The organism is Mycobacterium gastri (genome assembly GCF_002102175.1).
Classification (GTDB): domain Bacteria; phylum Actinomycetota; class Actinomycetes; order Mycobacteriales; family Mycobacteriaceae; genus Mycobacterium; species Mycobacterium gastri.
On sequence record NZ_LQOX01000118.1, the window covers coordinates 89,468 to 111,387 of the forward strand.

A 21,920-nucleotide genomic window follows, 5' to 3' on the forward strand; every position below is an offset into this window, starting at 1 on the left:
GCTACCCAAATCTACCTGACCCCCACCCATGGAATTGGCTTCCGGGTTCCCCACCGTTGCGCTAACGCGATCGCGCGACCCTCCCAGGAGCGTACCCGATGCGGATCGATAATGGGAGTTAGGCCGCGGCCCCGAACGTAGTCGTCGAAAGCCTCGGCCGTCGTCCACTTGGGCTGATAGCCGAGTTCCGAACGCATTCTGGTGGTGTCCATCACTCTGCCGTAACTCAAATAATCGAATTGTTCACGATTGAGTTCGGTGTAGCGATTAGCTCGCCTCAGCGAATCAAGTGCCCAGACGCCAAGCCCCGGTACCGGCAGCGGGATTCGGCCCGCCCGGCGGATCGCCTGCGACAGCATGATGATGCCGTCTGCGCCAATGTTGAACGTGCCGGCCTTGCCGGCCATCGCCGCGCGCTCCAGGGCACCCAGCGCATCCTGCTCGTGGAGCAGCTGCAATCGTGCATCGCGGCCCAAGATCGTCGGGACCAGCGGCCCCGCCAGATATCGCGACAGTGTCGTGTCCATCGCCGGGCCGATCATGTTGGCCAGCCGCAAAATGGTCACCGCGATATCGGGCCGGCGCCGGCCCAGCCCGCGCACGTAGCCCTCGATATCGAGGCTGTCCTTGGGGAAACCCTCGCGGAAGGGCCGACGGCTGGTGCTGTCCTCGGTAAACACCACCGGGTCGTGTGGGCTCGAGCCGTAAACCTCGGACGTGGACTTCAGCACGACGCGGCGAACCGACGGCGCCTTCTGGCAAGCCGCGAACAGTTGCATGGCGCCCATCACGTTGATTTCCTTCAACGCCGCACTTCCCCCGGACCGTGGCGCGTAGGAAGCCGCCGCGGCATGGACCACCGTGTCGACATCGCCGTTTCGAATCACCTTGGCAATGAAGGGATTTCGAATGTCGGCGCGCACGAACTCGGCTCGGCCCATGCGACGCAGCATGTCCTTGCTGGGTGCGATCGCATCCACCGCGATCACCGAGTTGATCAACGGGTTCTGCGCCAGCCGGGCGGTGAGGTAACCGCCCAGAAACCGGCACGCACCGGTAACCAGCACCACCTTGGGGTACTGCACGGTGTCGTCATTGCGGCCGCCGATTCCTCCGGCGCCGCCCCCCTGGCCGCTCGATGAGTTCACCCCGACAGCCTAGCGGCGACGAGAGACAGCAGCGTTACAAGCCGGTGACGGTACGCGTCAACTGGGGCCGGTCGAGCCTTACTTGCCGAGTTTTCTGCGCTGTACCCGGGTGCGGCGCAGCAGCTTGCGGTGCTTTTTCTTCGACATTCGCTTGCGCCGCTTCTTGATTACTGAACCCATGGACTCCGCTACCTGACCGTGACCGCTTGTCAATGATTTACAAGGGACTACCAATGACTACCTAGGACCCAGTCACTTTACCCAGCCCGCCGCACCCAACACCAAACCGGCGCCGATTGGTGACCGCCGGGCCTGCCGAGGCAGGCCCGTGGCGGCCCGCTCGGACCCGCGGCGCTGTCGGCTAGCCGGCGAAGTACGAGGTCTGCAGCATGTCGTGGACGGCCTTGGCATGCACCCGGAAAGACCGCCCGACCCGGACCGCGGGCAGCTCGCCGTTGTGCACCAGCCGGTACACGGTCATCTTCGAGACCCGCATCAGCGAAGCCACCTCGGCCACCGTGAGGAATTGAGTGCCGGCCTGCTGGCCTCCCCCCGTGCCGCTGTCCTGCACCGATTTACCTGCGGAATCCCGTGCTGATGGCCCGTTCGTTGACGTCATCGCAACCCAATCATGTCAGGCACGCGCAATGCCAGCGGCTTCCCCTCCGCTGGCACCCACACGTGCATACAAAGAGGAGAATAGCGGGACTAGTGGGGTTATTGGTACTGGTGAGAGGAAATCAGTTCAAAATTCCCGAATTATTCCGATGTAATTCTGAGCTGCTCAGAGCGGCTTTTGGCGGCCTGGACGGCCGCGTCGACGATCCCCCGAAACCCGCCTTTTTCCAGCTCGCGCAGCGCGGCGGCGGTGGTCCCGCCGGGGGAGGTGACCGACGCCCGCAGTTGCAGCGCCGTGGTGTCCACCCGCAACCCCGCCGGCTCGCCGGCGGCCGGACGCTCTTGCTCCATCCGCTCCAGCAGCATCGCCGTCGACCCGGCCAGGGTCTGGGCGGTCAGCTCGGTGGCCACCTGACGGCTCAAGCCCACCGCGACGCCGGCGTCGACCAGGGCCTCGACCAGCAGGAAGAAATACGCCGGCCCGGAGCCCGACAACGCGGTCACCGCGTCCAACTGCTGCTCCGGAACGTTCAGCACGACGCCGACGGCATCGAAGAGCGACGAGACTTCATCCAGTTGTTGCGGGGTGACGAACCGCCCCTTGGCCAGCGCGGTGACCCCGGCTCCTACCAGCGCGGCAGCGTTCGGCATCGCCCGGACCACCGGCGTGCCCGCCGGCAGTTTGGATTCGAAGTAGGACGTGCTGACACCGGCGGCGACCGTGACGAACACCTGCTCGACACTGTCGCTGCCGGCAGCCGCGGCCGCTGCCGCCAAGTCCCCCACCACCGTCTCGACGTCGGCCGGTTTCACCGCGACGACCACAAACGTCGCGTTCTCGATCGCATCGCTGACCGAGGTCACCAGCACCGCGTAGGTGCTGGCCAGGTACTTGGCGCGCTCGGGGATCCGTTCGGCCACGACCAAGTCCTTGACCCGCCGGCCCGCGCGCAGCAAACCCGACAGCAACGCTTCGCCGATACTGCCCCCACCGATGATCGCGATTCTTGCCATGCCGCACAGCATCGCAGACCCCGGACCGCTAGCGAGCGGCCGGGACCATTGCCAATTGACGTGCTTGCACCACCAGGCGGCCCATACTGTCGACGACGACGTGGTCCTCGTCGAACCAGTCGTGTCCGATCTCCGTGCAGGTAGCGATGATCCGCAGCCAGCCATCGGCGGGCAGTGCCCGAAGGAAGGCGGTGAGCTGGACGGTCGGCGCCCAGCCGGTGCGGTCCACGGCAAAGGTGACCGGCGCCGACAAATCCCCGCACATGAGCGCGAACAGCGGATCAGGAGCCACCCCGCGCGGGCGCGCCCACATCTGGATAACCGGCGGCCGGCCGTCGGTATTGGGCTGCAGCGTCGACAGCAGCGGCCGAACGTCGCAGCCTTCTCCCAGGTGCACCAGTCCGGCCAGCCGGTGGCCCGGTCCGATCGGCGCGACGTCGTCGGGAGGTTCGGGTGCCATCAGATCCACGACCGGGTTCGCCGACAGCAGCGGGGTCGCCACGCCACGCCCCTGGTGCTCGGGTTCGCCCAGCGTGACGACGGCGTGCACCGCGGTGCGCTCACCCTGGGTCAGCTCGACGTCGACCACGCCGATCCGGCGGCCCCGCTTGCGGATCGACGTCACCAGTCGCATCGCTCCCGGATCCGGCGCCCACAGGAAGTTTGCCGACACGACCACCGGTTGCAGCGCCGGCTGTGGTGCCGCCCCTGCATAAGCGATGTGGGCGGCATTGGCACACAGCGCCATCATCGCGCCGCCATGCACCTTGGGACCGATCGTCCAGTGCCGGTTCAGCTCGCCATGAAACACCGCGTGAGCGGCGGCAGCGTCGACCTGCCGCAGCGCCATCGCGGTGGTGAACATCGCGCTCATATCACCGCAGCAGATGGGTCCGGGCGAACTGCAAGGACTCCACCAGCATGGATTCCCGCTCACTCGCCGAACGCGCCGAGGAGGTGGACACCTCCAGCACCACATGGCCGGTAAAGCCGCCACCCGCCAGCAACTGGCACACCTCAGCGGTGGGCTGCGTGCCGTGGCCGGGCACCAGGTGTTCGTCGGCGGGCAGCCCGCTGCCGTCGCACAGGTGCAGATGGACCAGTCCCGGGCCCATCCGGCGGGCCATATCCAGCGCATCGGTGCCGGCGGTCGAGGTATGCGAGAGGTCCAGCGTGTAATGGGCGTGATTGCCGTCCAGCGGGTCGTAGGACGGCGCGAACGCCGAAATCGCCGGACCCGGACCACCGCCGCGCCGGCGCATCCGTTCCCGTGACTGGCCGGCCCCGAAAAGCCGGTCCGCCCGGAACGGAAACATGTTTTCGACGGCGACCATCACGTCGCTGGACGCTTCCAACGCGGCGACCTGCTCGCCGAACCCCTCGGCGTAGCGCCGTTGCCACCGGAACGGCGGGTGTACCACGACCGTCTGGGCACCCAGTCGTTCGGCGGCCCGCACACTGCGCTCCAGCTTGGGAATCGGGTTGGCACCCCATACCCGCTGCGAGATCAGCAGGCACGGCGCGTGCACGGACAGCACCGGCACGCGGTAGCGTCGCGTCAGCCTCTTGACCGCGTCGACGTCCTGGCTGACCGACTCGCCCCACACCATCAGCTCGACTCCGTCGTAGCCGAGTCGGGCCGCGTACTCGAATGCGGCTTCGGCCCGCAGCGGGTACACCGAAGCCGTCGACAAGCCGACTTTGATTGCTGGACGCACTGTGTCTCGGTGCGCCTAGCCTGTTTGCAGGGATAGCACCAACGGTCCCCAGGTAATCAGCGCGCCGACCGCAACCGCGATCAACGTACTGGCGATGTCCTCGGTCTTACGGACTACTCGCACCGCGACCACCAGCCCGAGGATCACTAAGACCGAGAGCACCAATGCCACGATGCTGTTCCATCGCCACAGCTGGTCGAAGGCGATGAACAGGCCGGCGCCGAACACGACGGCCAGAATTGACTGCAGCACCACCACCGTGCCGCGCCACAGGGCCACCAGCGCGCCCGGGGCACGGCCGGAACCTGTTTTGTCGGCACGGTCGCTGTCGAGCCGCTCGGCGTCGAACACCGCCGGGGCCGCCTCGCCCCGCCGCCGGGCAACCTCGTCGGCCAGCGACTGTCCGCCGAACAGGGTCCGCTCCGCGGCGCCGTCCACATCGTGTAGGTAGGAACGCACGTAGGCCGTCTCGTCGGCGACCGGTTCGGCCTCGTCTACCGCAACGTCTATCGCGTCCACCGAGGTGTCGACGTAGTGGCCGACCGGGTCGGGACTCATGTGCTCGGCACCGGACTGCTCCTCGGAGATGTCGCTTTCTTCGGTGTGACGCAGGGGTCGCGGATATTCGCTGCGCTCGGGGCCCGACGCGCGTCGGGCGATCGGCTCGGATCTGGGCCAGCGTGGTTCGGGCTCGGACCAGTACCTGGCCTTGGCCGGCTCCTCAGTTGCCGGTTCTGCGGCGACCGGCTGCGGTTGTGGAGGCGACGGCGGGACCGGCTCGGCAACCTCGACGCGCCGTTTGCCGGGCTTTGGCTGACTCGGCGGTTCGACCGGGACAGTAGGCGCGGGGGTCTCGGTCTTGTCGCGCCGGTCCTCGTGACGATCCTCGCGAATGATCGGGATTTCGCCGGTCAGCTCGGCAACCGTGACCGAATCGCTATCGCCGCGGCGACGGCGCCGCCGCCGGGTCACGGCAGGGGCGCCGATGGTGCCGTTTCTGGCCAGTAGTTCGGCGACCGAGATCTGCTTAGTGTCCTCCGTGTCGGAATGTGGTCCAGTCATGGTTTGTTACCTCTCGATCGGGGAGCAGCATTCCGATCTACTACCTGACCTCCAGCATCGCGCACCGATGTCGCCACCGGCGAAGTTTCCATGAAGGCGGTACCGTCGGCCTCGCTGTCGAGTCGGCGCAAGATCACACCTTCCCGCAGCGCCCACGGGCAGATGTCCACCGCTTCTATCGACAGCGCTCGCATGCTTGCCTCCGCGACCAGAGCCCCCGCGACGATCTGCGGCGCGCGCTCGGCGCTGACTCCTTCCAGTTCCGCACGGTCAGCGGTCGTCATCCTAGAGATGAAAGATATGAGTTGCCTGAGGCCGTTGGCCGTCAGCATCCGTTTCACCCGCGGTCCGGCGGCCGACGGCGCCGCTCCGGTGAGCCGCGCCAGCGAACGAAACGTCTTCGAGGTGGCGACCGCGAGGTCAGGACTGCCTGCATCCAGAACGGCCACACTGGCGTCCGACAGCTCGGCGTCGAGCCAGTCACGCAGCATCGCCACCCGCCGCCGGCCGGGCGGATCGTCGGGCAGCCATTCGCGGGTCAATCGGCCAGCACCCAGCGGCAGCGACAGCGCTACCTCGGGTTCCTCATCCACGCCGCTGGACAACTCCAGCGAGCCGCCGCCGATGTCGAGGTTGACGATGCGGCCGGCACTCCACCCGTACCATCGTCGCACCGCCAGGAAGGTCAGCCGGGACTCGTCGACTCCGCCCAGCACCTGCAACTCGACACCGGTTTCCTTGTCCACCCGGGCCAGCACGTCTTCGGAGTTCTCGGCTTCCCGCACTGCGGAGGTGGCGAAGGCCATCAGCTCGGCACAGCCGGAACTCACCGCGATCTTGGCGAACTCGTCGATGGTCGACACCAGCTTGTCGGCACCGCGCTTGGTGATCTTGCCCGAGCTGTCGGTGGCTTCGGCCAGACGCAGGGTGGACTTGGTCGAACTCATCGGCGTCGGATGCCCACCACGGTGAGCATCTACCACCAGTAGATGGACCGTGTTGCTGCCCACGTCCAGCACGCCCAATCGCACGAAATCAAACTAGCGGGCGACGACGCGGGTCGCTCAGCGACCCGGAGCGGAAGCACCATCCCGCTTGCGGGGAGAGCCCGCGCAGGATGCGGCTGCCGTTGTCCGCCCGGACAACCGGAACCGTGGACTAACGTTGCAACCGTGGCAAACTCGCGCCTGAGGCCGGTGCATCCGGGGCAAGAGGTCGAACTGGATTTCCCCCGTGAATGGGTGGAGTTCTACGATCCGGACAATCCCGAGCACCTCATCGCGGCCGATCTCACCTGGCTGCTCTCGCGCTGGACGTGTGTGTTCGGCACGCCGGCCTGCCGGGGCACGGTGGCGGGCCGGCCAGACGACGGGTGTTGCTCGCACGGAGCCTTCCTATCCGATGACGACGACCGTGCCCGGCTCGACGACGCGGTGCAGAACTTGACCGACGAGGACTGGCAGTTCCGCGAAAAGGGCCTGGGCCGCAAGGGGTATCTGGAACTCGACGAGCACGACGGCCAACCGCAGTACCGCACCCGCAAACACAAGGACGCCTGCATCTTCTTGAACCGGCCGGGCTTCAAGGGCGGCGCCGGCTGCGCGCTGCACACCAAGGCACTCAAGATGGGCGTGGCGCCGCTGACGATGAAGCCTGACGTCTGCTGGCAGTTGCCGATCCGGCGCAGTCAGGAGTGGGTGACCCGGCCCGACGGCACCGAGATCCTGAAAACCACCGTCACCGAATACGATCGTCGCGGCTGGGGTTCCGGCGGGGCCGACCTGCATTGGTACTGCACCGGCGATCCGGCCGCCCATATCGGAACCAGACAGGTGTGGGAGAGCCTGGCCGACGAGCTGACCGAACTGCTCGGCGTCAAGGCGTATGCGGAGCTCGCCGAAATGTGTAAACGCCGCAGCCGGTTAGGGCTGGTGGCCGTCCACCCTGCGACGCGCGCGGCGCCGAGGTAGCCGTCAGGCCGGGCAGTTTGCCGCAACGGCGCTATCCGGCTCCGCAGCACAGCGAACAGTCAGCGCACGGATCCCTCGGTGTAGGCGACGATCATCCGCAGCGCGCTGGCGCGCAGATACGCCTCGACGGCCGCGCCGGCGGCAACTGGGTCGCGCGCGAGCACCGCCTCGGTGATCGCTGCCAGATCGGCCAGGACCGGTTCGGCATTGTCGTAGGCCCCGGTCAGCTCGTGTTCGCGACCCCCGAAGGCGTGTTCGACCCAGCGATAGAGCAACCCCAACGCGCGGTTGCGGGTGCTGTGGATGAGCACCCGGAAGTAGCCGAGATCGGCCGCCTGCCGGCCGGCCGCGCCATCGGCGTCGCGCAGGGCTGCCAGCGCGTCGCGCAATGCGTGGACGTCGTCGGGGGTGTGCCGCTGCGCGGCCAGGCGGCCGATCAACGGACCTAACGCCGCGCGGATGTCCAGCAGTTCGGCGAGGAAATCCGGACCCAGTTTGCGTACCAGCGCCTCGACAACGGCGGGATGGGTCAGCCCCTCGGGATCGCGTACCACGCTGCCGCTGCCGTGTCTGACCTCGATCAGGCCCATCTGCTGCAGCCGGGCCAGCCCCTGCCGGAGCGACGTGCGGTTGACCCCGAACCGCGCCGCCAGGTCACGCTCTGGCGGCAGCGTCGAGCCCGGCGGAAAGACCCCGTCCAGGATGGCGTCCGCGATCGACGCGGCGATCTGTTCGTCGACGCGCTGACGGTCCGGCGGCTGAAAGACACTTGACTGGTTCATTGGCTCAACCAATATAGTGGACGGATCAACCGGAGGTGACGCAAGTGGATGATGAATTGCTGTCGGCGGCAACCCCGCGCTGGCAAGGTAAGGCGGGACGGCTGGAAGTCTGGTACGCCACCCTGTCCGATCCGTCGACGCGTGCGGGTCTGTGGATCCATTGCGAGACGGTGGCGCCGATAACCGGATCGCCCTACGCCCACGGTTGGGTCACCTGGTTTCCGCCGCAGGACCCCCCGCGCACCGAACGTTTCGGGCCGACACCGGTCCAGCCCGCCGCCGGCTCGGCATGGTTCGACGCCGCCGGCGCCCGGGTGGCGCCCGGAAAGCTGACCGGGCGGGCCGGATCGCTGGCCTGGGACCTGGCCTGGAAGGACGCCGGCGCGCCGCTGTGGACGTTTCCCCGGGCGGCGTGGGAGCGCGAGTTGTTGCCGGGCGCGCAGGTGGTGCTCGCCCCCACCGCCGACTTCACCGGCTCGCTGAGCCTGGGTTCTGAAGGCAATACCACCCATCCCGTCACCGGCTGGCGCGGCGGCGTCGCACACATCTACGGGCATGGCAATGCCAAACGCTGGGGGTGGATCCACGCCGACCTCGGCGGCGGCGACGTCGTGGAGGCCGTCACCGCGGTGTCGCACAAGCCGGGACTGCGCAAGCTTGCGCCACTGGCGTTCGTCCGGTTCCGCATCGACGGAAAAGACTGGCCGGCAAGCCCTTTCCCGTCCCTGCGGATGCGCACCACGCTCGGCGTGGCGCACTGGCAGCTGGAGGGACGCATCAGCGGCCGCAAGGTACTGATCCGTGTCGATCAACCCCCGGACAGGTGCGTGAGCCTGGAATACACCGACCCGGACGGGGGCAAGGCGGTGTGCACCAACACCGAACAGGCCGACATCTACATCGAGGTCGACGACCGGCGCTGGTCGGTGGTGGGCATCGGGCATGCCGAAGTCGGGTTGCGCGGAGCCGACGCACCCGCCGTCAACGAAAGGAACCCGTCATGAGTTTTCTCCTGGACCCGCCGCTGCTGTTCGCCAGCGGAGCGCTCATCGAGCGCCGGGTGCCCGAAGACCGTCGTGATCTCGCCGAAGCCGCCGTGCTCGGTGTCTTCTTCGCCGGCTCGTTCGGGCTCTACAACAACGTGCCCGGGCTGGGGTTCTTGTGGCGCCCGTTCCGCTCGCAGAACGGCCGCGACTTCATGTGGAACAGCGGCGTTTTCGACGTGGATACCGAGGAAGCAGGGTGGCCGCTGCACGCCGCCGCCGGCGGCATCTTCGGGACCTATCCCTTCTTCATCAAACTCGGTCGACGGTTCGGGCGCCGACGATGAGCCGGCTGGCCGACCGGGCCGTGGCCGCGTTCGGCACGGCGTTGCTACCGCCCGAGCACGGGGGTCCGGCGCCGGCTCAGTTCGTCGAGCGCGTCGGGCGCTACGTCGAACAGCTGCCGGCGACGCAACGGTTGGCGGTGCGCGCCGGTGTGCTGTCGCTGGCGGCCGCGAGCTACCTGACAACGGGCCGGTCGTTGCCGCGATTGAACCCGGCGGACCGGGCCCGGGTGCTGGGCCGGGTCGCTGCCGTCGGTCCGGACATGGGTGCGGCAGTGGAGGGCCTGAAAGCGATCGTGCTGCTGGCCAATGGCGCCGACGCCTACGCCGACGAGCTGCTGGCCCGCGCGCAGGGGCATGACCCGGCGCGCCCGGATGCGGCGCTGACCGTCACCTCGTCGACCGATAGCCCTTCGGTCGTGACCACCGATGCGGTGATCGTCGGCTCCGGGGCCGGCGGGGCCATGGCCGCGCGCACGCTGGCGCAGGCCGGCGTCGGCGTCGTCGTGCTCGAGGAGGGGCGGCGCTGGACGGTCGAGGAGTTCCGCACCACGCACCCGATCGACCGCTATGCCGGCCTTTACCGCGGCGCCGGGGCCACCATCGCGCTGGGCCGCCCGTCGGTGGTGCTGCCGATGGGCCGGGCGGTCGGCGGCACCACCGTGGTCAACTCCGGCACCTGCTTTAGGCCGCCCGATGCCGTGCAACGGCGCTGGCGCGACGAGTTCGGGCTTGACCTGGCGGACCCGGACCGGCTGGCCCGCCACCTCGACGAGGTGGAGCGCACGCTGCAGGTCGCGCCGGTTCCGCTGGACATCATGGGCCGCAACGGCAACCTGTTGCTCGAGGCCGCCACCGCGCTGGGCTGGCGGGCAGCGCCCATCCCGCGCAACGCGCCCGGCTGTGGCGGCTGCTGCCAGTGCGCGATCGGCTGCCCCCGCAACGCCAAGTTCGGGGTACACCTCAACGCGCTGCCGCAGGCCTGCGCGGCCGGGGCGCGGATCGTCTCCCGGGCGCGCGTGGAACGGGTGTTGCACGAGCACGGGCGCGCCCGCGGCGTGCGCGCCCGCCGGCCCGACGGCACCGCAATCGACGTGCTGGCGGACACCATCGTCGTCGCCGCCGGCGCCATCGAGACGCCGATGTTGTTGTGGCGCAGCGGTCTTGGCGGCCATCCCCGGCTCGGCCGGAACCTCGCGCTGCATCCGGCGACGATGCTCGCCGGCCGCTTCGACGACGACGTGTACGCCTGGCGCGGCGTGTTGCAAAGCGCGGCGGTCCACGAGTTCCACGAATCCGACGGGGTGCTGATCGAGGCGACGGCCACGCCGCCGGGCATGGGCTCGATGGTCTTCCCCGGCTACGGCGCCGAACTGCTCGGCTGGCTGGATCGGGCGCCTCGGGTCGCCACCTTCGGTGCGATGGTGGCCGACCAGGGCGTGGGGTCGGTCCGATCGGTGCGGGGGCAGGCGCTGGTGCGCTACGACATCGCCCGCGCCGACATCGCCAAGCTGCGAGTCGCCATGGAGGCCATCGGCCGGCTGCTTTTCGAGGCCGGGGCGGCCGAGGTACTCACCGGCCTTCCCGGCGCCACCGCGGTGACGTCGCTGCCCGAGCTGCGGGAGGCGGTGCGGCGCAGTGACCCCGCAAGCCTGCACCTGGCGGCATTCCATCCGACCGGGACCGCGGCCGCCGGCGCCGACCCGCAGATCTGTCCCGTCGATCCGAGCGGCCGGCTGCGCGGAGTCGACGGTGTGTGGGTTGCCGACGCATCGATCCTGCCCAGCTGCGCGGAGGTGAACCCGCAGGTGTCGATCATGGCGCTGGCGTTAGCCGTCGCCGACAACATCGCCGGCGCCCACCGCTGAGCGCGAGCCAGCGCATTTCGTCTTCTCCGAACAGGGCAATCGCAGGTCTCGACGCGGCGTAACCGCTATCAGACTTGTTCGCACCAACCTGATTTCGTCCGTTGATCTTGCCGATCCCGCGTAAGCGCCGCCTCGTGATTTCGGTGCAAGTGCGTGGCCGGCAGATCTGGTTGGTCGTGTCCGTCGGCTCCTAACTCACACCTCAAGCCGGAATCAACCTCGATTAGCCCTCGAGCTTGTAACCGAGTCCCCGCACCGTCACCAGGTGCACCGGGTTGGCGGGGTCGGCCTCGATTTTGGACCGCAGGCGCTTGACATGGACATCGAGCGTCTTGGTGTCGCCGACGTAGTCCGCACCCCAGACCCGGTCGATCAGCTGGCCGCGGGTCAACACCCGCCCGCTGTTGCGCATCAGGTATTCCAGCAGGTCGAACTCCTTGAGCGGCAAGGTGATGACGTCGCCGTTCACCGAGACGACGTGGCGCTCGACGTCCATGCGCACCGGCCCGGACTCCAGGATGCCGTCGCTGGATTCGGCGTCGTCGTCGCCGCCGCGGCGAAGCACCGCGCGGATTCGGGCGATCAACTCGCGTGCCGAATAGGGCTTGGTCACATAGTCGTCGGCGCCCAGCTCGAGTCCGACCACCTTGTCGATCTCGCTGTCCCGAGCCGTCACCATGATCACCGGAACGCTGGACCGGGCACGCAACTGCTTGCACACGTCGGTGCCCGACATCCCCGGCAGCATCAGATCGAGCAGCACGATGTCGGCGCCGGACCGGTCGAACTCGGCCAGCGCCGAGGGACCATCGGTCACCACCGTCGCCTCAAAGCCCTCCTTGCGCAACAGAAACGCCAGCGGATCGGCCAACGACTCCTCGTCCTCCACGATCAACACATTGGTCATCAGCGCCGCTCCTCCTCATTGCTTCGCACTGCATCGTCGTCGACGCGGGTCATCAGCGCCGCTCTCCCCCGCAAGCGGGCGGTACCCCCACCTCATTGCTTCGCACTGCATCGTCGTCGACGCGGGTCATCGACTCAGCTCTTCCTCTCGTTGTGACCTGTTGGGTCGCGCCTCGCGCGCCCGCAGTTGGTCAGATAGCTCGCTGTCATCGCACTCCGCTGCCGGAATCGACAACGTGAACGTGGACCCGGTTCCCGGCTTGCTCCACACGCCGATGCTGCCGTTGTGGTTGGCGGCGACGTGCTTGACGATGGCCAGTCCCAGCCCGCTGCCACCGGTGGCCCGCGAGCGCGCCTTGTCGCCCCGGAAGAACCGCTCGAAGACCCGCTCCTGGTCCTCGAGGGCGATCCCGATTCCGCGGTCGGTGACGGCGATCTCGACGTTGTCACCGCGGCGGCGCCGGCTGATCGAGACCAGCGACCCGCGTGGTGAATAGGCGATCGCATTGGAGACCAGGTTGGCCAGCGCGGTAACCAGCAGGGTTTGGTCACCGAGCACCCGTAGCCCGCTGGGCGCATCGGTGCGAACCTCGATGTCGGCAGTGTCCGCGGCTACTTTGTGACGTGAAATCGCTTCGGACACAATGGTATCGACGTCAACGTCGGTCACATTGTGCAGCCCCTCGGCGCCCTGCAGCCGGGACAGCTCGATCAGCTCCGCGACCATGTCGCCCAGTCGATTGGCCTCGATGAGCACTTTCTCAGCGAACCGCCGAACGGTGTCGGGGTCGTCCGGCGACGCGAGCAGAGCTTCGGCAAGCAGGGCCATGGCGCCAACCGGGGTCTTGAGCTCGTGACTGACGTTGGCGACGAAGTCGCGCCTGGTCGCCTCCATCCGGGCATAGTCGGACTGGTCATGGACGAAGACCACGACGAACCTGCGGTCTTCCTCGCTCAGCAACCGGGCATGCCCGTGCACCAACAGCCCGGAGCGGCCGGCCGCACGCTTGGCGGGTGACAGGTCGAACTCGACATCGTCACCGCCCAGCGCCTGCTGCGCGGCCCGCCAGGCTTGGTCGTCGAGCTGCCGGTCGCGCACCAGGCCCAGCTCCCTGGCCCGATGGTTGAGATAGACGACATCGCGATGGGCATCCACCACCGCCGCACCCATCGGCATCAGGGCGACGATGCGCTGCAGCATCTGCGCGACGGTGATCCCGGCCCGCTCGGTGGCCGCTTGCTGGCGGCGCCGCGCGACCCGCTGCGACAGGCGGTTTCCCGCCGCAACACCTACGGCCAGCGCTAGCGCGGACAACACCCCGGCCAGCAACAGTGCCGAGAACACAGTCACAACCAAAATCCTACAAACTCCGGTGAACGCGGCCCTAGCCGAGCGAGGCCGAAATCGGACAAGTCACACCAATCGCCACAGGTGTTCGGCTACCGTTCACGCGTTGTTCAGCAAACAGGCCTACCGGCGCTGACGATCAGACTTTGGCCGTGCCCTGGCTGGCCACCGCGGCAGCACCGGCGGCTGCAGCCTCCGGATCCAGATAGCGACCGCCGGGCTGCACCGGGCGCATTTGGCGGTCCAGGTCGTAGCGCAACGGAACGCCTGTCGGGATGTTCAGTCCGACGACGTCGTCGTCGGACATCCCGTCCAAGTGCTTGACCAGCGCGCGCAACGAGTTACCGTGCGCCACGATCAACACCGTCTTGCCCGATCGCAGGTCGCCGACGATGACGTCGGTGAAGTAGGGCAGAAACCGGGCCACCACGTCGGCCAGGCACTCGGTCAGCGGGCCACCGCCGATATCGGCGTACCGGGGGTCGGCGTCCTGGCTGAACTCGCTGCCCTTCTCGATCGGCGGCGGCGGCGTGTCGTAGCTGCGCCGCCAGGCCATGAACTGCTCTTCGCCGTAGCGCGCCTTCGTCTCCGCCTTGTCGAGACCCTGGAGTGCGCCGTAGTGGCGTTCGTTCAGCCGCCAGCTGCGCCGCACCGGAATCCACAGTCGGTCAGCGCGGTCCAGCGCCAGATGCGCGGTGGTGATGGCGCGCCGCAACAACGACGTGTAGAGCACGTCGGGCAGCAAGTCGTGTTCAGCCAGCAGCTCGCCGCTTCGGATCGCCTCGGCCTCGCCCTTTTCGGTCAGGCCGACGTCCACCCAGCCGGTGAACAGGTTGAGGGCATTCCAGTCGCTCTCGCCGTGGCGCAGCAGCACCAACGTGCCAGTGTCTCCCATGCCGGCAAGTTTCTCACGCGCCGTCGCCGGCGTCATCGTCGTCGATCAGATGCGCAAAGGCCTGCAGGTTCTTCAGCGATTCGCCGCGCGAAACCCGCCATTCCCACTCTTTTTGAATCGATGAACGAAAACCTAACTCCAGCAACGTATTAAAGTCCGAATCCGCCGCCTCGAGCACCTGCCCGAGCACCCGGTCGATCTCCTCGGCGTCGACCGAGGCCAGCGACATCCGGCCCACCAGGTAGATGTCGCCGACGTTGTCCAGCGTGTAGGCGACCCCATAGAGCCGCCGGTTGCGGTTGAGCAGGAACCGGTAGACACCCTCGTGGTTCTCGTCCGGTTTGCGACACACGAATGCCTCGACGCGCACCGAATGCTCCCCGATGCTCAAGATGGTGTTGGTCTTGAGCTTGCGTTCACCCGGCAACTCCACGATGATTCCCGCCGGCCCGCCATGCGCGCCGGGATGTCGCGAGTAGTTCAGCCGACTGGCCTGCAGCGCCTGCTCGATCACCTGCGCCACGGTCTCGGCGGCATCGGGGCCCTGCGGGGAAGATGTCACGCGCCCACCCCGCGACGAGCCGTCCAGCGGCGCGGTTTGCGCGCCGCAACCAGGTCGCGCACCCGGCGCCGGCGCCCCGCGGTGAAGTCGCCGATCGCCCGCCGGTAACTGGCCAGCAGTGCGTCGGTGGTGTGATCCCACGAGAACCCGGCCGCGTGCTGGGCAGCTGCGCGACTCATCGCCCAGCCCGGCGGGCCGGCATTGCGACGCAGCAGCTGCTCGATCGCGTCGGCCCACCGGTCCACGTCGTGTCCGGATACCAGCGTCCCGGTAATCCCGTCGCGCACCGCGACCGGCAGCCCCCCAACCGCCGCCGCGACCACCGGCGTACCGCAGGCCTGCGCTTCGATGGCCACCAGACCGAACGACTCCGAATAGCTCGGCACCGCGACCAGGTCGGCGGCGTGGAACACGGTCGCCAGATCCGTGCGGGACTGTGGCGGCAGGAACGTCACTCGCTGCGCGATACCGAGTTCGCCGGCCAGTTGCGCCAGTCCCTCCGGCGCGGCCAGTCCACTGCCCGAGGGCCCGCCGGCGACGACGACGCACACTCCCGGGAGCTTGGCGACGGCGCGCAGCACGATGTCGGGTGCCTTCAGCGGCTGGATCCGTCCGACGAAGGCCACCACCTGCCCGTCCAGCGGCAACCCCAGCGCGGCCCGCGCCGCCCGCGCCGCCCGCCGGTCGCCGGGTGAGAACACGTCCAGGTCGACACCGGGATGAACGACGTCGACGCGCGCCGGATCCGCATGATGGATCGAAATCAGTTGTCGGGCTTCGTCTTCGGTGTTGACGATGAGCCGGTCCGCCTCGTCGACAACCTGCTGTTCACCGACGATGCGCAGCGGCGGCTCGGGTGCGTCACCGTCGGCCAGCGCCGCATTCTTCACCGCGGCCAGCGTGTGGGCGGTGTGCACCAACGGCACCGCCCAGCGATCGCGGGCCAACCAGCCGACCTGGCCGGACAGCCAGTAGTGCGAGTGCACGATGCCGTAGTAGCCCGGTTCGTGGGCGGCTTCGGCGCGCAGCACCCCGGCCGCGAACGCGCATAACTGGGTGGGCAGGTCGTATTTGTCCAGACCCTCGAAGGGCCCGGCTACCACGTTGCGCACCAGCACGCCCGGCGCCACCTGCACCACCGGCGGATCCGTCGAAGCGGTGGCCCGGGTGAAGATCTCCACCTCGATACCGCGCCGCGCCAGGTGCAGCGCACTTTGCAGCACGTAGACGTTCATTCCGCCGGCATCGCCGGTGCCGGGCTGGGCCAGCGGCGAGGTGTGCACCGCCAGCAGGGCGACCCGGCGTGGGTCTGCGTCTCCGGCCAGCCGGGGCCCGTCGCTGTGGCGCACACTGTCATCTTTACAGGACGCGTTCCGCGGCCAGGCCCACGTACGGGCATAAGCGGCACTAAGCGAGCGCTCCCGGCTCGGTATCCGGCAGCCGGGTGCCCAGTGCCCCGGCACGACGCATCGCGCCCAACGGGTCGGCGTAGAGCCCACCCAGCGACACGATGCCGGCCCCGGCTTCTTGCACCCGGTTGCCGAATGCCGTGACCCGGATGTCCCGCGGCGGCAGCACCGAGCATGCGGCGAAGGCCTTCTCCACCTGCTCCATCCCTTCCGGGTACTCGGTGAACGCCTGGCCACCCACCACCAGTTCGTCGGGGTTGAGCAAGTCACGCAGCAGCGCGACCGACTCGCCGAGCACCCGGGCCCGCTCCCCCAGCAAATCGGTGGCCTGTTGGTTACCGGCTCGTGCCGCGCGGAGCAGGTCGGTGACGGCGCCGGCCGAGCCGTTGACGCGCGTGGCCGGGGCGGACGGAAGGATCCGCAGCCGGCGCGCGGCCGCCAACACCGCCTCGTCGCTGACGGTGGACTCGAGCTGTCCGGTGCCGCCCAGCAGCTCGGAGCGGGCCGGCAGGCCCGCAATGGTGCCGGGCCCGCTGGCCGGGCAGTGCACCCGCCCGTCGATCACCAGCGCGTATCCCACGGTCTCGCGGGCATAGACGTACAGGCTGGTCGACGAGCCCGGTGCGAACCGTCGCATCCCGAGCAGCAGCTCGGCACCGGCCATGGCATCGACGTGGGATGCCACCGAGACGGGAAGGCCCAGCGCGTCGGCCAGCACTGGCCCGACCGGTGCCCGCTGCCAGCCCAGCCGGGGGTGATCGACGTGGCCGGTCGCGCCGTCGACGGTGCCGCCGATCGCCACTCCGACCCACAGCGCCCGCCGCCGATGCCAGCGCCTCAAGTAGCGGCAGGCACTGTCGGCCAGCGACCCGAGCGCCGCCCCCGCGGGACTGAGCGGTGTCGGCGTCTCGACCGCGTCGAGCGTGCGACCGAAGAGGTCGGCGGCCACGATGCTGGTCGTGCGCGCACCGATGTGGATGCCCAGTGTCACGAACGGCTCGTGGTTGACCTCCACGGGGACCCGGGGCCGCCCGATCGCCCCGGAGACCGCCAAGTCGGCGCGTTCACGCAGCAGACCGGCCTCGAGCAGGGCAATGACCTGGCGGTTCACTGTCGCGATGCTCAGCGAGGTGACACTGGCGATCACGTCGCGGCCAACGGGGCCGCGTAACCGCACCGCCCGGAAGACGGACGCGGCCGCGGAGTCGGCCAGGTGCAGCGACGGCGGCACGACCTGTCGGTACGGCCGCGGCCGGCCACCACGGGCGGGGCGATGGGTGGTGAGAGTAGTCGAGTGCACTGGCGTCCTTATTCCGAGTTCAACTGGCCTAGTCCTTGGCGTCCTTGGCCACGCTTGCTGACGTGAGTCAGGCGCGACAAAGTACGCAGCAACAACAGGCGCCCGCGCAAAGGCACGCGGTCGTCGTGTTGAACCAGGCGCTGCAGTACACACCGAGAATTTAGCACGTTTATTAGAGTGGTCCCGATGACGACTCCTGACGCGCCGAACCGGGTTGCGGTGGTTACCGGCGCCAGCTCCGGTATCGGCGAAGCAACCGCGAAAACCCTTGCCGCCCAAGGTTTTCATGTAGTCGCGGTGGCCCGTCGTGCGGACCGGATCACCGACCTGGCACAGCAGATCGGCGGGACCCCGGTTGTGGCCGACGTCACTGACGACGCGGCCGTGGCGGCGCTGGCCGCGGGACTGAACCGGGTCGACGTACTGGTCAACAACGCCGGTGGCGCAAAGGGCCTAGAGCTCGTCGCCGATGCCGACCTGCAGCACTGGCGCTGGATGTGGGAGACGAATGTGCTCGGCACGCTGCGAGTGACCCGCGCGCTGCTGCCCAAGTTGATCGAATCGGGCGACGGGCTGATCGTCACCGTCACTTCCATTGCGGCACTTGAGGTTTACGACGGCGGCGCCGGCTACACGGCCGCCAAGCACGCCCAAGGCGCGTTGCACCGCACGTTACGGGGCGAGCTGCTGGGAAAGCCGGTCCGGCTGACCGAGATCGCCCCCGGCGCGGTGGAGACGGAGTTCTCGCTGGTCCGCTTCGACGGTGACCGGCAACGCGCGGACGCGGTCTACTCCGGCATGACGCCGCTGGTGGCCGCCGACATCGCCGAGGTGATCGGGTTCGTGGCCTCGCGGCCGTCGCACGTGAATCTGGACCAGATCATCATCCGGCCGCGCGATCAGGCCTCGGCGACGCGCCGGGCTAACCACCCGGACCCGCGCTAGGTTCCGGCGTGCCGGACAAGCTGGGCGCGGTCGAGGGTGTGGCCGGCGCGGTTACCGGGATCTGGGTGCCCGGGGGGCGGGAGGTCGGGCGTGGCAGTGCCGACATCGATACCCAGGTGTCCCAGTCCACGGCCCAATCCCAGATGTCCCCGTCAGCGTAAGACAGCTGGATCGAGCTGCCGGTCACCTCGACCGGGTCACCGTAGATGGCGGTGTGGAAGTACTGTTCGGCGTCACCGGTCGACAGGTTGATGCAGCCGTTGGTGACGTTGCTGTTGCCCTGCGCGCCCGCGCTGGCCGGGTTGGCGTGGATGAATTCGCCGTTGTTGGAGATGCGCACGGCCCAGCGTTCGTGCACATTGCTGTAGCCGGCCGCGGGGTTGGACATGTAGAAGTCCGCGTATTTCTCGGTGACCACGTGGATCCCGTTGCGGGTGACGTTGCGCGCCTTGTCGGCTTCACCGTAGCTGCACGGGAAGTCCATGATGACGCCCTCGTCGGTGAGGACCTGGATGCGGTGGGAGGTGACTTCGGCCTTGACGACCTGCCGTCGCCCGATCTGGATGCTCAACGAGAAATCCTGGGCACCGTAGGCCCCGTTGCCGAACGGCAGCCCGTAGAGCTTGGCGTCGACGTTGACGGTGGCGCCCGCCGGGTAGTACTCGCGGGGACGCCAGTGCACCCGAGCACCCTTCGCCTCGTCCGGCAGCCAGGCCCAGCTGCCCTCGACGGGCGGGTTGGTGGTCACCGTGAGCGCCCGCTCGACGGAAGCCTTGTCGCTGATCGGCGCGTCGAACTGAATGATGATCGGCGCCGCGATCCCGACGGTCTGGCCGTCGGCCAACTGGAAGCCGCCGTCGATCTTCTTCTTGGGCGTCACGGTGGTGAATTTGCCGGCGACCGGAACCGCCTTGCCGTCATGGCCGACGGCCGCGCCGCTCCAGCTGTAGGTGGTGTCGTAGCCCAGCGGCTCGGTGATCGTGTACACCGTGCGGTCCTGGTTGTAGGTGCCGGCAACCAGCTTGCCGGCCGGGTTGGTCAGCGCCACCCGCTGGAACCAGCCGTCACCGACCTCGACGCTGATCGGGGCGATCGGCAATACGTCGTCGGCGGCATCGGCCGGCCGAAATGTCAGATGGGGCGCAGCCGGCGGCTTCTTCTCGGATTGCCTGGTTATCCCACCCGCGCAGGCGGCCAGCACATTGGGCGCCAGCACCCCGGCCCCCAGAGCCATCAAAGCCATGCGCCGGTTGATCGGCCCCTGACCTTGGGGGGTGCTGGAGGTGCTCACAGGAATCAAAGATACCGGGCCAAACCGTCCATAACCGGCTGCAAGCGCCGGCGAACCGGCCACGGCAACGGCAACGGCGCGCGTATCGGACACGAAAGTAGCAGCTACAAGCGGCAACCGATCAGGATCGGTTCGGGTTGCAATGTGATACCAAACACATCACACACCCCGTCGCGCACCGTGCGGGCCAGTAGCATCACGTCGGCCGCCGTCGCGGTGCCCCGGTTGGTCAACGCCAGCGCGTGCTTGGTGGACAGCCGGCACGGGGCGGCCTCCCCGGTGAGCGCCGGATCGGGATACCCCTTGCCGAACCCGGCGTGCTCGACCAGCCAGCCCGCGGCCAGCTTGACACCGCCCGGCGCCGGATAGTGCGGCACCGGACCGTTCACCGCCGCCGCCAGCCGTTCGTAGACGTCCGGTGAGACCACCGGGTTGGTGAAGAACGACCCCACGCTCCAGGTGTCATGGTCGGTCGGGTCGAGCACCATGCCCTTGCGTGCCCGCAGTGCCAGGACGGCCGCGCGGACAGCTCGCGGGTCGGCACGCTCGCCGCTGGCCGAACCCAGCGCCGCCGTCAATTCGCCGTAGCGCAACGGCGCGCTGCGGCCCGAGGCATCCAGCGCGAACTCCACCTCCAGCACCACGGCCGGCAACCGCAGCCCGCCAGCCTGCTTGAGCACGCTGGTGCGGTAGCCGAAGCCCAGGGCGGCGCCCGGCACCCAGTGCACCTGGCCACTGCTGCGGTCCAACAGCCGTACCCGGCTGATGACGTCAGAGACTTCCACGCCGTACGCTCCCACGTTCTGCACCGGTGTCGCTCCGGCCGATCCGGGGATCCCCGACAGGCATTCCAGCCCGCCCAGACCGTGGTCGATGGCCATGAGCACCACGTCGTCCCACACCGCGCCCGCCTCGGCGCGCACCAGGTTGCCGTCGACGGCGATGCCGGCATTGGCCAGCCGCACCGCGGTCAGGTCGGCCACGGCATCGCCGATCACCACATTGGATCCGCCAGCAAACACCAGCACCGGTCCACTGTGTTCGGCGTGGGCATCGGCGTCCAGCTGCCGCAACACCGCGACCACCTGATCGCTGGTGGCGCAGGTGATTACGCGCTGCGCCACGGGTCCCACCCGCAACGTCGTCAGGGGCGCCAGCGGCACCGACTCCTCGACGCATGCGCCGGCAAAGCGTGAACCAATCACGGCCCGTAACGGTAGCCTGACCAGCTATGCCGCGTTCATTCGACATGTCGGCCGACTACGAAGGCAGCGTCGAAGAAGTTCACCGGGTTTTTCACGATGAGCAGTACTGGCGGGCCAGGCTGGCGGAAACCCCGGTCGACATTGCGACCCTGCACTCGATGCGTGTAGGTGGTCAGTCGGGAAGCGAGGGCACCATCGAGGTGGTCACGCTGCAGACCGTGCACCGGCACAACCTTCCGGGTTTGGTCACCCAGTTGCATCGGGGCGATCTGTGCGTGCGGCGCGAGGAAATGTGGAGCCCGGTGACCGACGGCATCGCCACGGCATCCATCGCCGGATCGATCGTGGACGCTCCGGCCAACCTGTGGGGCACCGCCGTGCTGGCTCCCAACGCCGACTCGGGCGGCGCCCGGCTGTCGCTGCAGGTAACCATCCAGGTACGCATTCCGCTGATCGGCGGCAAGCTGGAGAGCATCATCGGCACCGAACTGCGCCAGCTGGTGACGTTGGAGCAACGCTTCACCACGCAGTGGATCGCCAACAGCGCCTAGC

22 protein-coding genes and 1 pseudogene are annotated in these 21,920 nt (G+C 68.3%); 6 read left to right on the forward strand and 17 right to left on the reverse strand.

Annotated features, from left to right (window positions below):
• Positions 1-11: 11 nt before the first annotated feature.
• The 8 genes from AWC07_RS16880 to AWC07_RS16915 form a co-directional block, all read right to left on the reverse strand.
• A complete protein-coding gene (locus AWC07_RS16880) occupies positions 12-1,148 on the reverse strand; it encodes an SDR family oxidoreductase (protein WP_085105154.1) in 1,137 nt (378 codons plus the stop codon).
• A 78-nt stretch (positions 1,149-1,226) separates the two neighbouring features.
• Positions 1,227-1,328 carry a 30S ribosomal protein bS22 gene (locus tag AWC07_RS16885; RefSeq protein WP_003402602.1) on the reverse strand — a complete coding sequence of 34 codons (102 nt, stop codon included), beginning with the start codon at positions 1,326-1,328 and terminating at the stop codon, positions 1,227-1,229.
• A gap of 181 nt (positions 1,329-1,509) precedes the next feature.
• Positions 1,510-1,767: a helix-turn-helix domain-containing protein gene (locus AWC07_RS16890; protein WP_036419144.1), complete on the reverse strand. Its 258-nt coding sequence runs from the start codon at positions 1,765-1,767 to the stop codon at positions 1,510-1,512.
• Between the two features lie 140 nt (positions 1,768-1,907).
• The gene (proC, locus tag AWC07_RS16895; protein WP_208622435.1) at positions 1,908-2,780 is read right to left on the reverse strand and encodes a pyrroline-5-carboxylate reductase; all 873 of its coding nucleotides are present in this window, start codon (positions 2,778-2,780) and stop codon (positions 1,908-1,910) included.
• A gap of 28 nt (positions 2,781-2,808) precedes the next feature.
• Positions 2,809-3,654 carry a thioesterase family protein gene (locus AWC07_RS16900; protein ID WP_036419148.1) on the reverse strand — a complete coding sequence of 282 codons (846 nt, stop codon included), beginning with the start codon at positions 3,652-3,654 and terminating at the stop codon, positions 2,809-2,811.
• Between the two features lies 1 nt (position 3,655).
• Complete coding sequence (locus AWC07_RS16905) at positions 3,656-4,498, reverse strand: sugar phosphate isomerase/epimerase family protein (RefSeq protein ID WP_036419149.1); 843 nt, start codon at positions 4,496-4,498, stop codon at positions 3,656-3,658.
• 15 nt (positions 4,499-4,513) lie between these two features.
• The gene (locus AWC07_RS16910; protein ID WP_036419152.1) at positions 4,514-5,560 is read right to left on the reverse strand and encodes a membrane protein; all 1,047 of its coding nucleotides are present in this window, start codon (positions 5,558-5,560) and stop codon (positions 4,514-4,516) included.
• On the reverse strand, positions 5,557-6,591 hold the full coding sequence (locus tag AWC07_RS16915) for a Ppx/GppA family phosphatase (protein WP_036419155.1): 1,035 nt from the start codon (positions 6,589-6,591) through the stop codon (positions 5,557-5,559). Before AWC07_RS16915 ends, AWC07_RS16910 begins: the two co-directional genes overlap by 4 nt.
• Positions 6,592-6,732: 141 nt before the next feature.
• Between AWC07_RS16915 and AWC07_RS16920 the strand changes: the two genes are divergently transcribed.
• Complete coding sequence (locus tag AWC07_RS16920; RefSeq protein WP_036419158.1) at positions 6,733-7,530, forward strand: DUF3109 family protein; 798 nt, start codon at positions 6,733-6,735, stop codon at positions 7,528-7,530.
• Between the two features lie 59 nt (positions 7,531-7,589).
• On the opposite strand, the gene AWC07_RS16925 is transcribed toward AWC07_RS16920, so the two are convergent.
• Positions 7,590-8,312: a FadR/GntR family transcriptional regulator gene (locus AWC07_RS16925; RefSeq protein ID WP_036419161.1), complete on the reverse strand. Its 723-nt coding sequence runs from the start codon at positions 8,310-8,312 to the stop codon at positions 7,590-7,592.
• A 44-nt stretch (positions 8,313-8,356) separates the two neighbouring features.
• Here AWC07_RS16925 and AWC07_RS16930 point away from each other — a divergent pair, with 44 nt between their 5' ends.
• The 3 genes from AWC07_RS16930 to AWC07_RS16940 are packed head-to-tail and all read left to right on the forward strand — an operon-like array spanning position 8,357 to position 11,507.
• Positions 8,357-9,316, forward strand: coding sequence for a hypothetical protein (locus AWC07_RS16930; protein WP_036416777.1), 960 nt, complete (start codon positions 8,357-8,359; stop codon positions 9,314-9,316).
• Positions 9,313-9,642, forward strand: coding sequence for a hypothetical protein (locus AWC07_RS16935; protein WP_036416770.1), 330 nt, complete (start codon positions 9,313-9,315; stop codon positions 9,640-9,642). Before AWC07_RS16930 ends, AWC07_RS16935 begins: the two co-directional genes overlap by 4 nt.
• On the forward strand, positions 9,639-11,507 hold the full coding sequence (locus AWC07_RS16940; protein WP_036416771.1) for a GMC family oxidoreductase: 1,869 nt from the start codon (positions 9,639-9,641) through the stop codon (positions 11,505-11,507). The genes AWC07_RS16935 and AWC07_RS16940 overlap by 4 nt, the downstream gene beginning before the upstream one ends.
• A gap of 223 nt (positions 11,508-11,730) precedes the next feature.
• On the opposite strand, the gene regX is transcribed toward AWC07_RS16940, so the two are convergent.
• The 6 genes and pseudogenes from regX to AWC07_RS16975 form a co-directional block, all read right to left on the reverse strand.
• A complete protein-coding gene (regX, locus tag AWC07_RS16945; RefSeq protein ID WP_036416774.1) occupies positions 11,731-12,414 on the reverse strand; it encodes a two-component sensory transduction protein RegX in 684 nt (227 codons plus the stop codon).
• A gap of 126 nt (positions 12,415-12,540) precedes the next feature.
• Positions 12,541-13,764 carry a sensor histidine kinase gene (locus AWC07_RS16955; RefSeq protein ID WP_139829741.1) on the reverse strand — a complete coding sequence of 408 codons (1,224 nt, stop codon included), beginning with the start codon at positions 13,762-13,764 and terminating at the stop codon, positions 12,541-12,543.
• 136 nt (positions 13,765-13,900) lie between these two features.
• Complete coding sequence (locus AWC07_RS16960) at positions 13,901-14,656, reverse strand: phosphoglyceromutase (RefSeq protein WP_036414020.1); 756 nt, start codon at positions 14,654-14,656, stop codon at positions 13,901-13,903.
• Positions 14,657-15,218: pseudogene (locus tag AWC07_RS16965) on the reverse strand (type III secretion system chaperone family protein); the annotation flags it as partial. It abuts the gene before it with no gap.
• A complete protein-coding gene (gene mshA, locus AWC07_RS16970; protein WP_084293494.1) occupies positions 15,215-16,567 on the reverse strand; it encodes a D-inositol-3-phosphate glycosyltransferase in 1,353 nt (450 codons plus the stop codon). The pseudogene AWC07_RS16965 and the gene mshA, both read right to left, overlap by 4 nt.
• A 58-nt stretch (positions 16,568-16,625) precedes the next feature.
• Positions 16,626-17,927: an ROK family transcriptional regulator gene (locus tag AWC07_RS16975; RefSeq protein WP_051507959.1), complete on the reverse strand. Its 1,302-nt coding sequence runs from the start codon at positions 17,925-17,927 to the stop codon at positions 16,626-16,628.
• A gap of 186 nt (positions 17,928-18,113) precedes the next feature.
• Between AWC07_RS16975 and AWC07_RS16980 the strand changes: the two genes are divergently transcribed.
• Positions 18,114-18,872, forward strand: a complete 759-nt coding sequence (locus AWC07_RS16980) for an SDR family NAD(P)-dependent oxidoreductase (RefSeq protein WP_036412669.1) — start codon at positions 18,114-18,116, stop codon at positions 18,870-18,872.
• Here the strand turns inward: AWC07_RS16980 and AWC07_RS16985 are convergent.
• Together AWC07_RS16985 and AWC07_RS16990 are read right to left on the reverse strand one after the other, a co-directional pair.
• Complete coding sequence (locus AWC07_RS16985) at positions 18,850-20,172, reverse strand: L,D-transpeptidase (RefSeq protein WP_208622437.1); 1,323 nt, start codon at positions 20,170-20,172, stop codon at positions 18,850-18,852. The genes AWC07_RS16980 and AWC07_RS16985 overlap by 23 nt on opposite strands.
• A 95-nt stretch (positions 20,173-20,267) precedes the next feature.
• Positions 20,268-21,392 (reverse strand): UDP-N-acetylmuramate dehydrogenase, encoded by a 1,125-nt coding sequence (locus tag AWC07_RS16990; protein ID WP_051507960.1) that lies wholly within the window; start codon positions 21,390-21,392, stop codon positions 20,268-20,270.
• Positions 21,393-21,394: 2 nt separating this feature from the next.
• On the opposite strand from AWC07_RS16990, the gene AWC07_RS16995 reads away from it, so the two are divergent.
• Positions 21,395-21,919: a DUF2505 domain-containing protein gene (locus AWC07_RS16995; protein WP_036412673.1), complete on the forward strand. Its 525-nt coding sequence runs from the start codon at positions 21,395-21,397 to the stop codon at positions 21,917-21,919.
• Position 21,920: the final 1 nt, after the last annotated feature.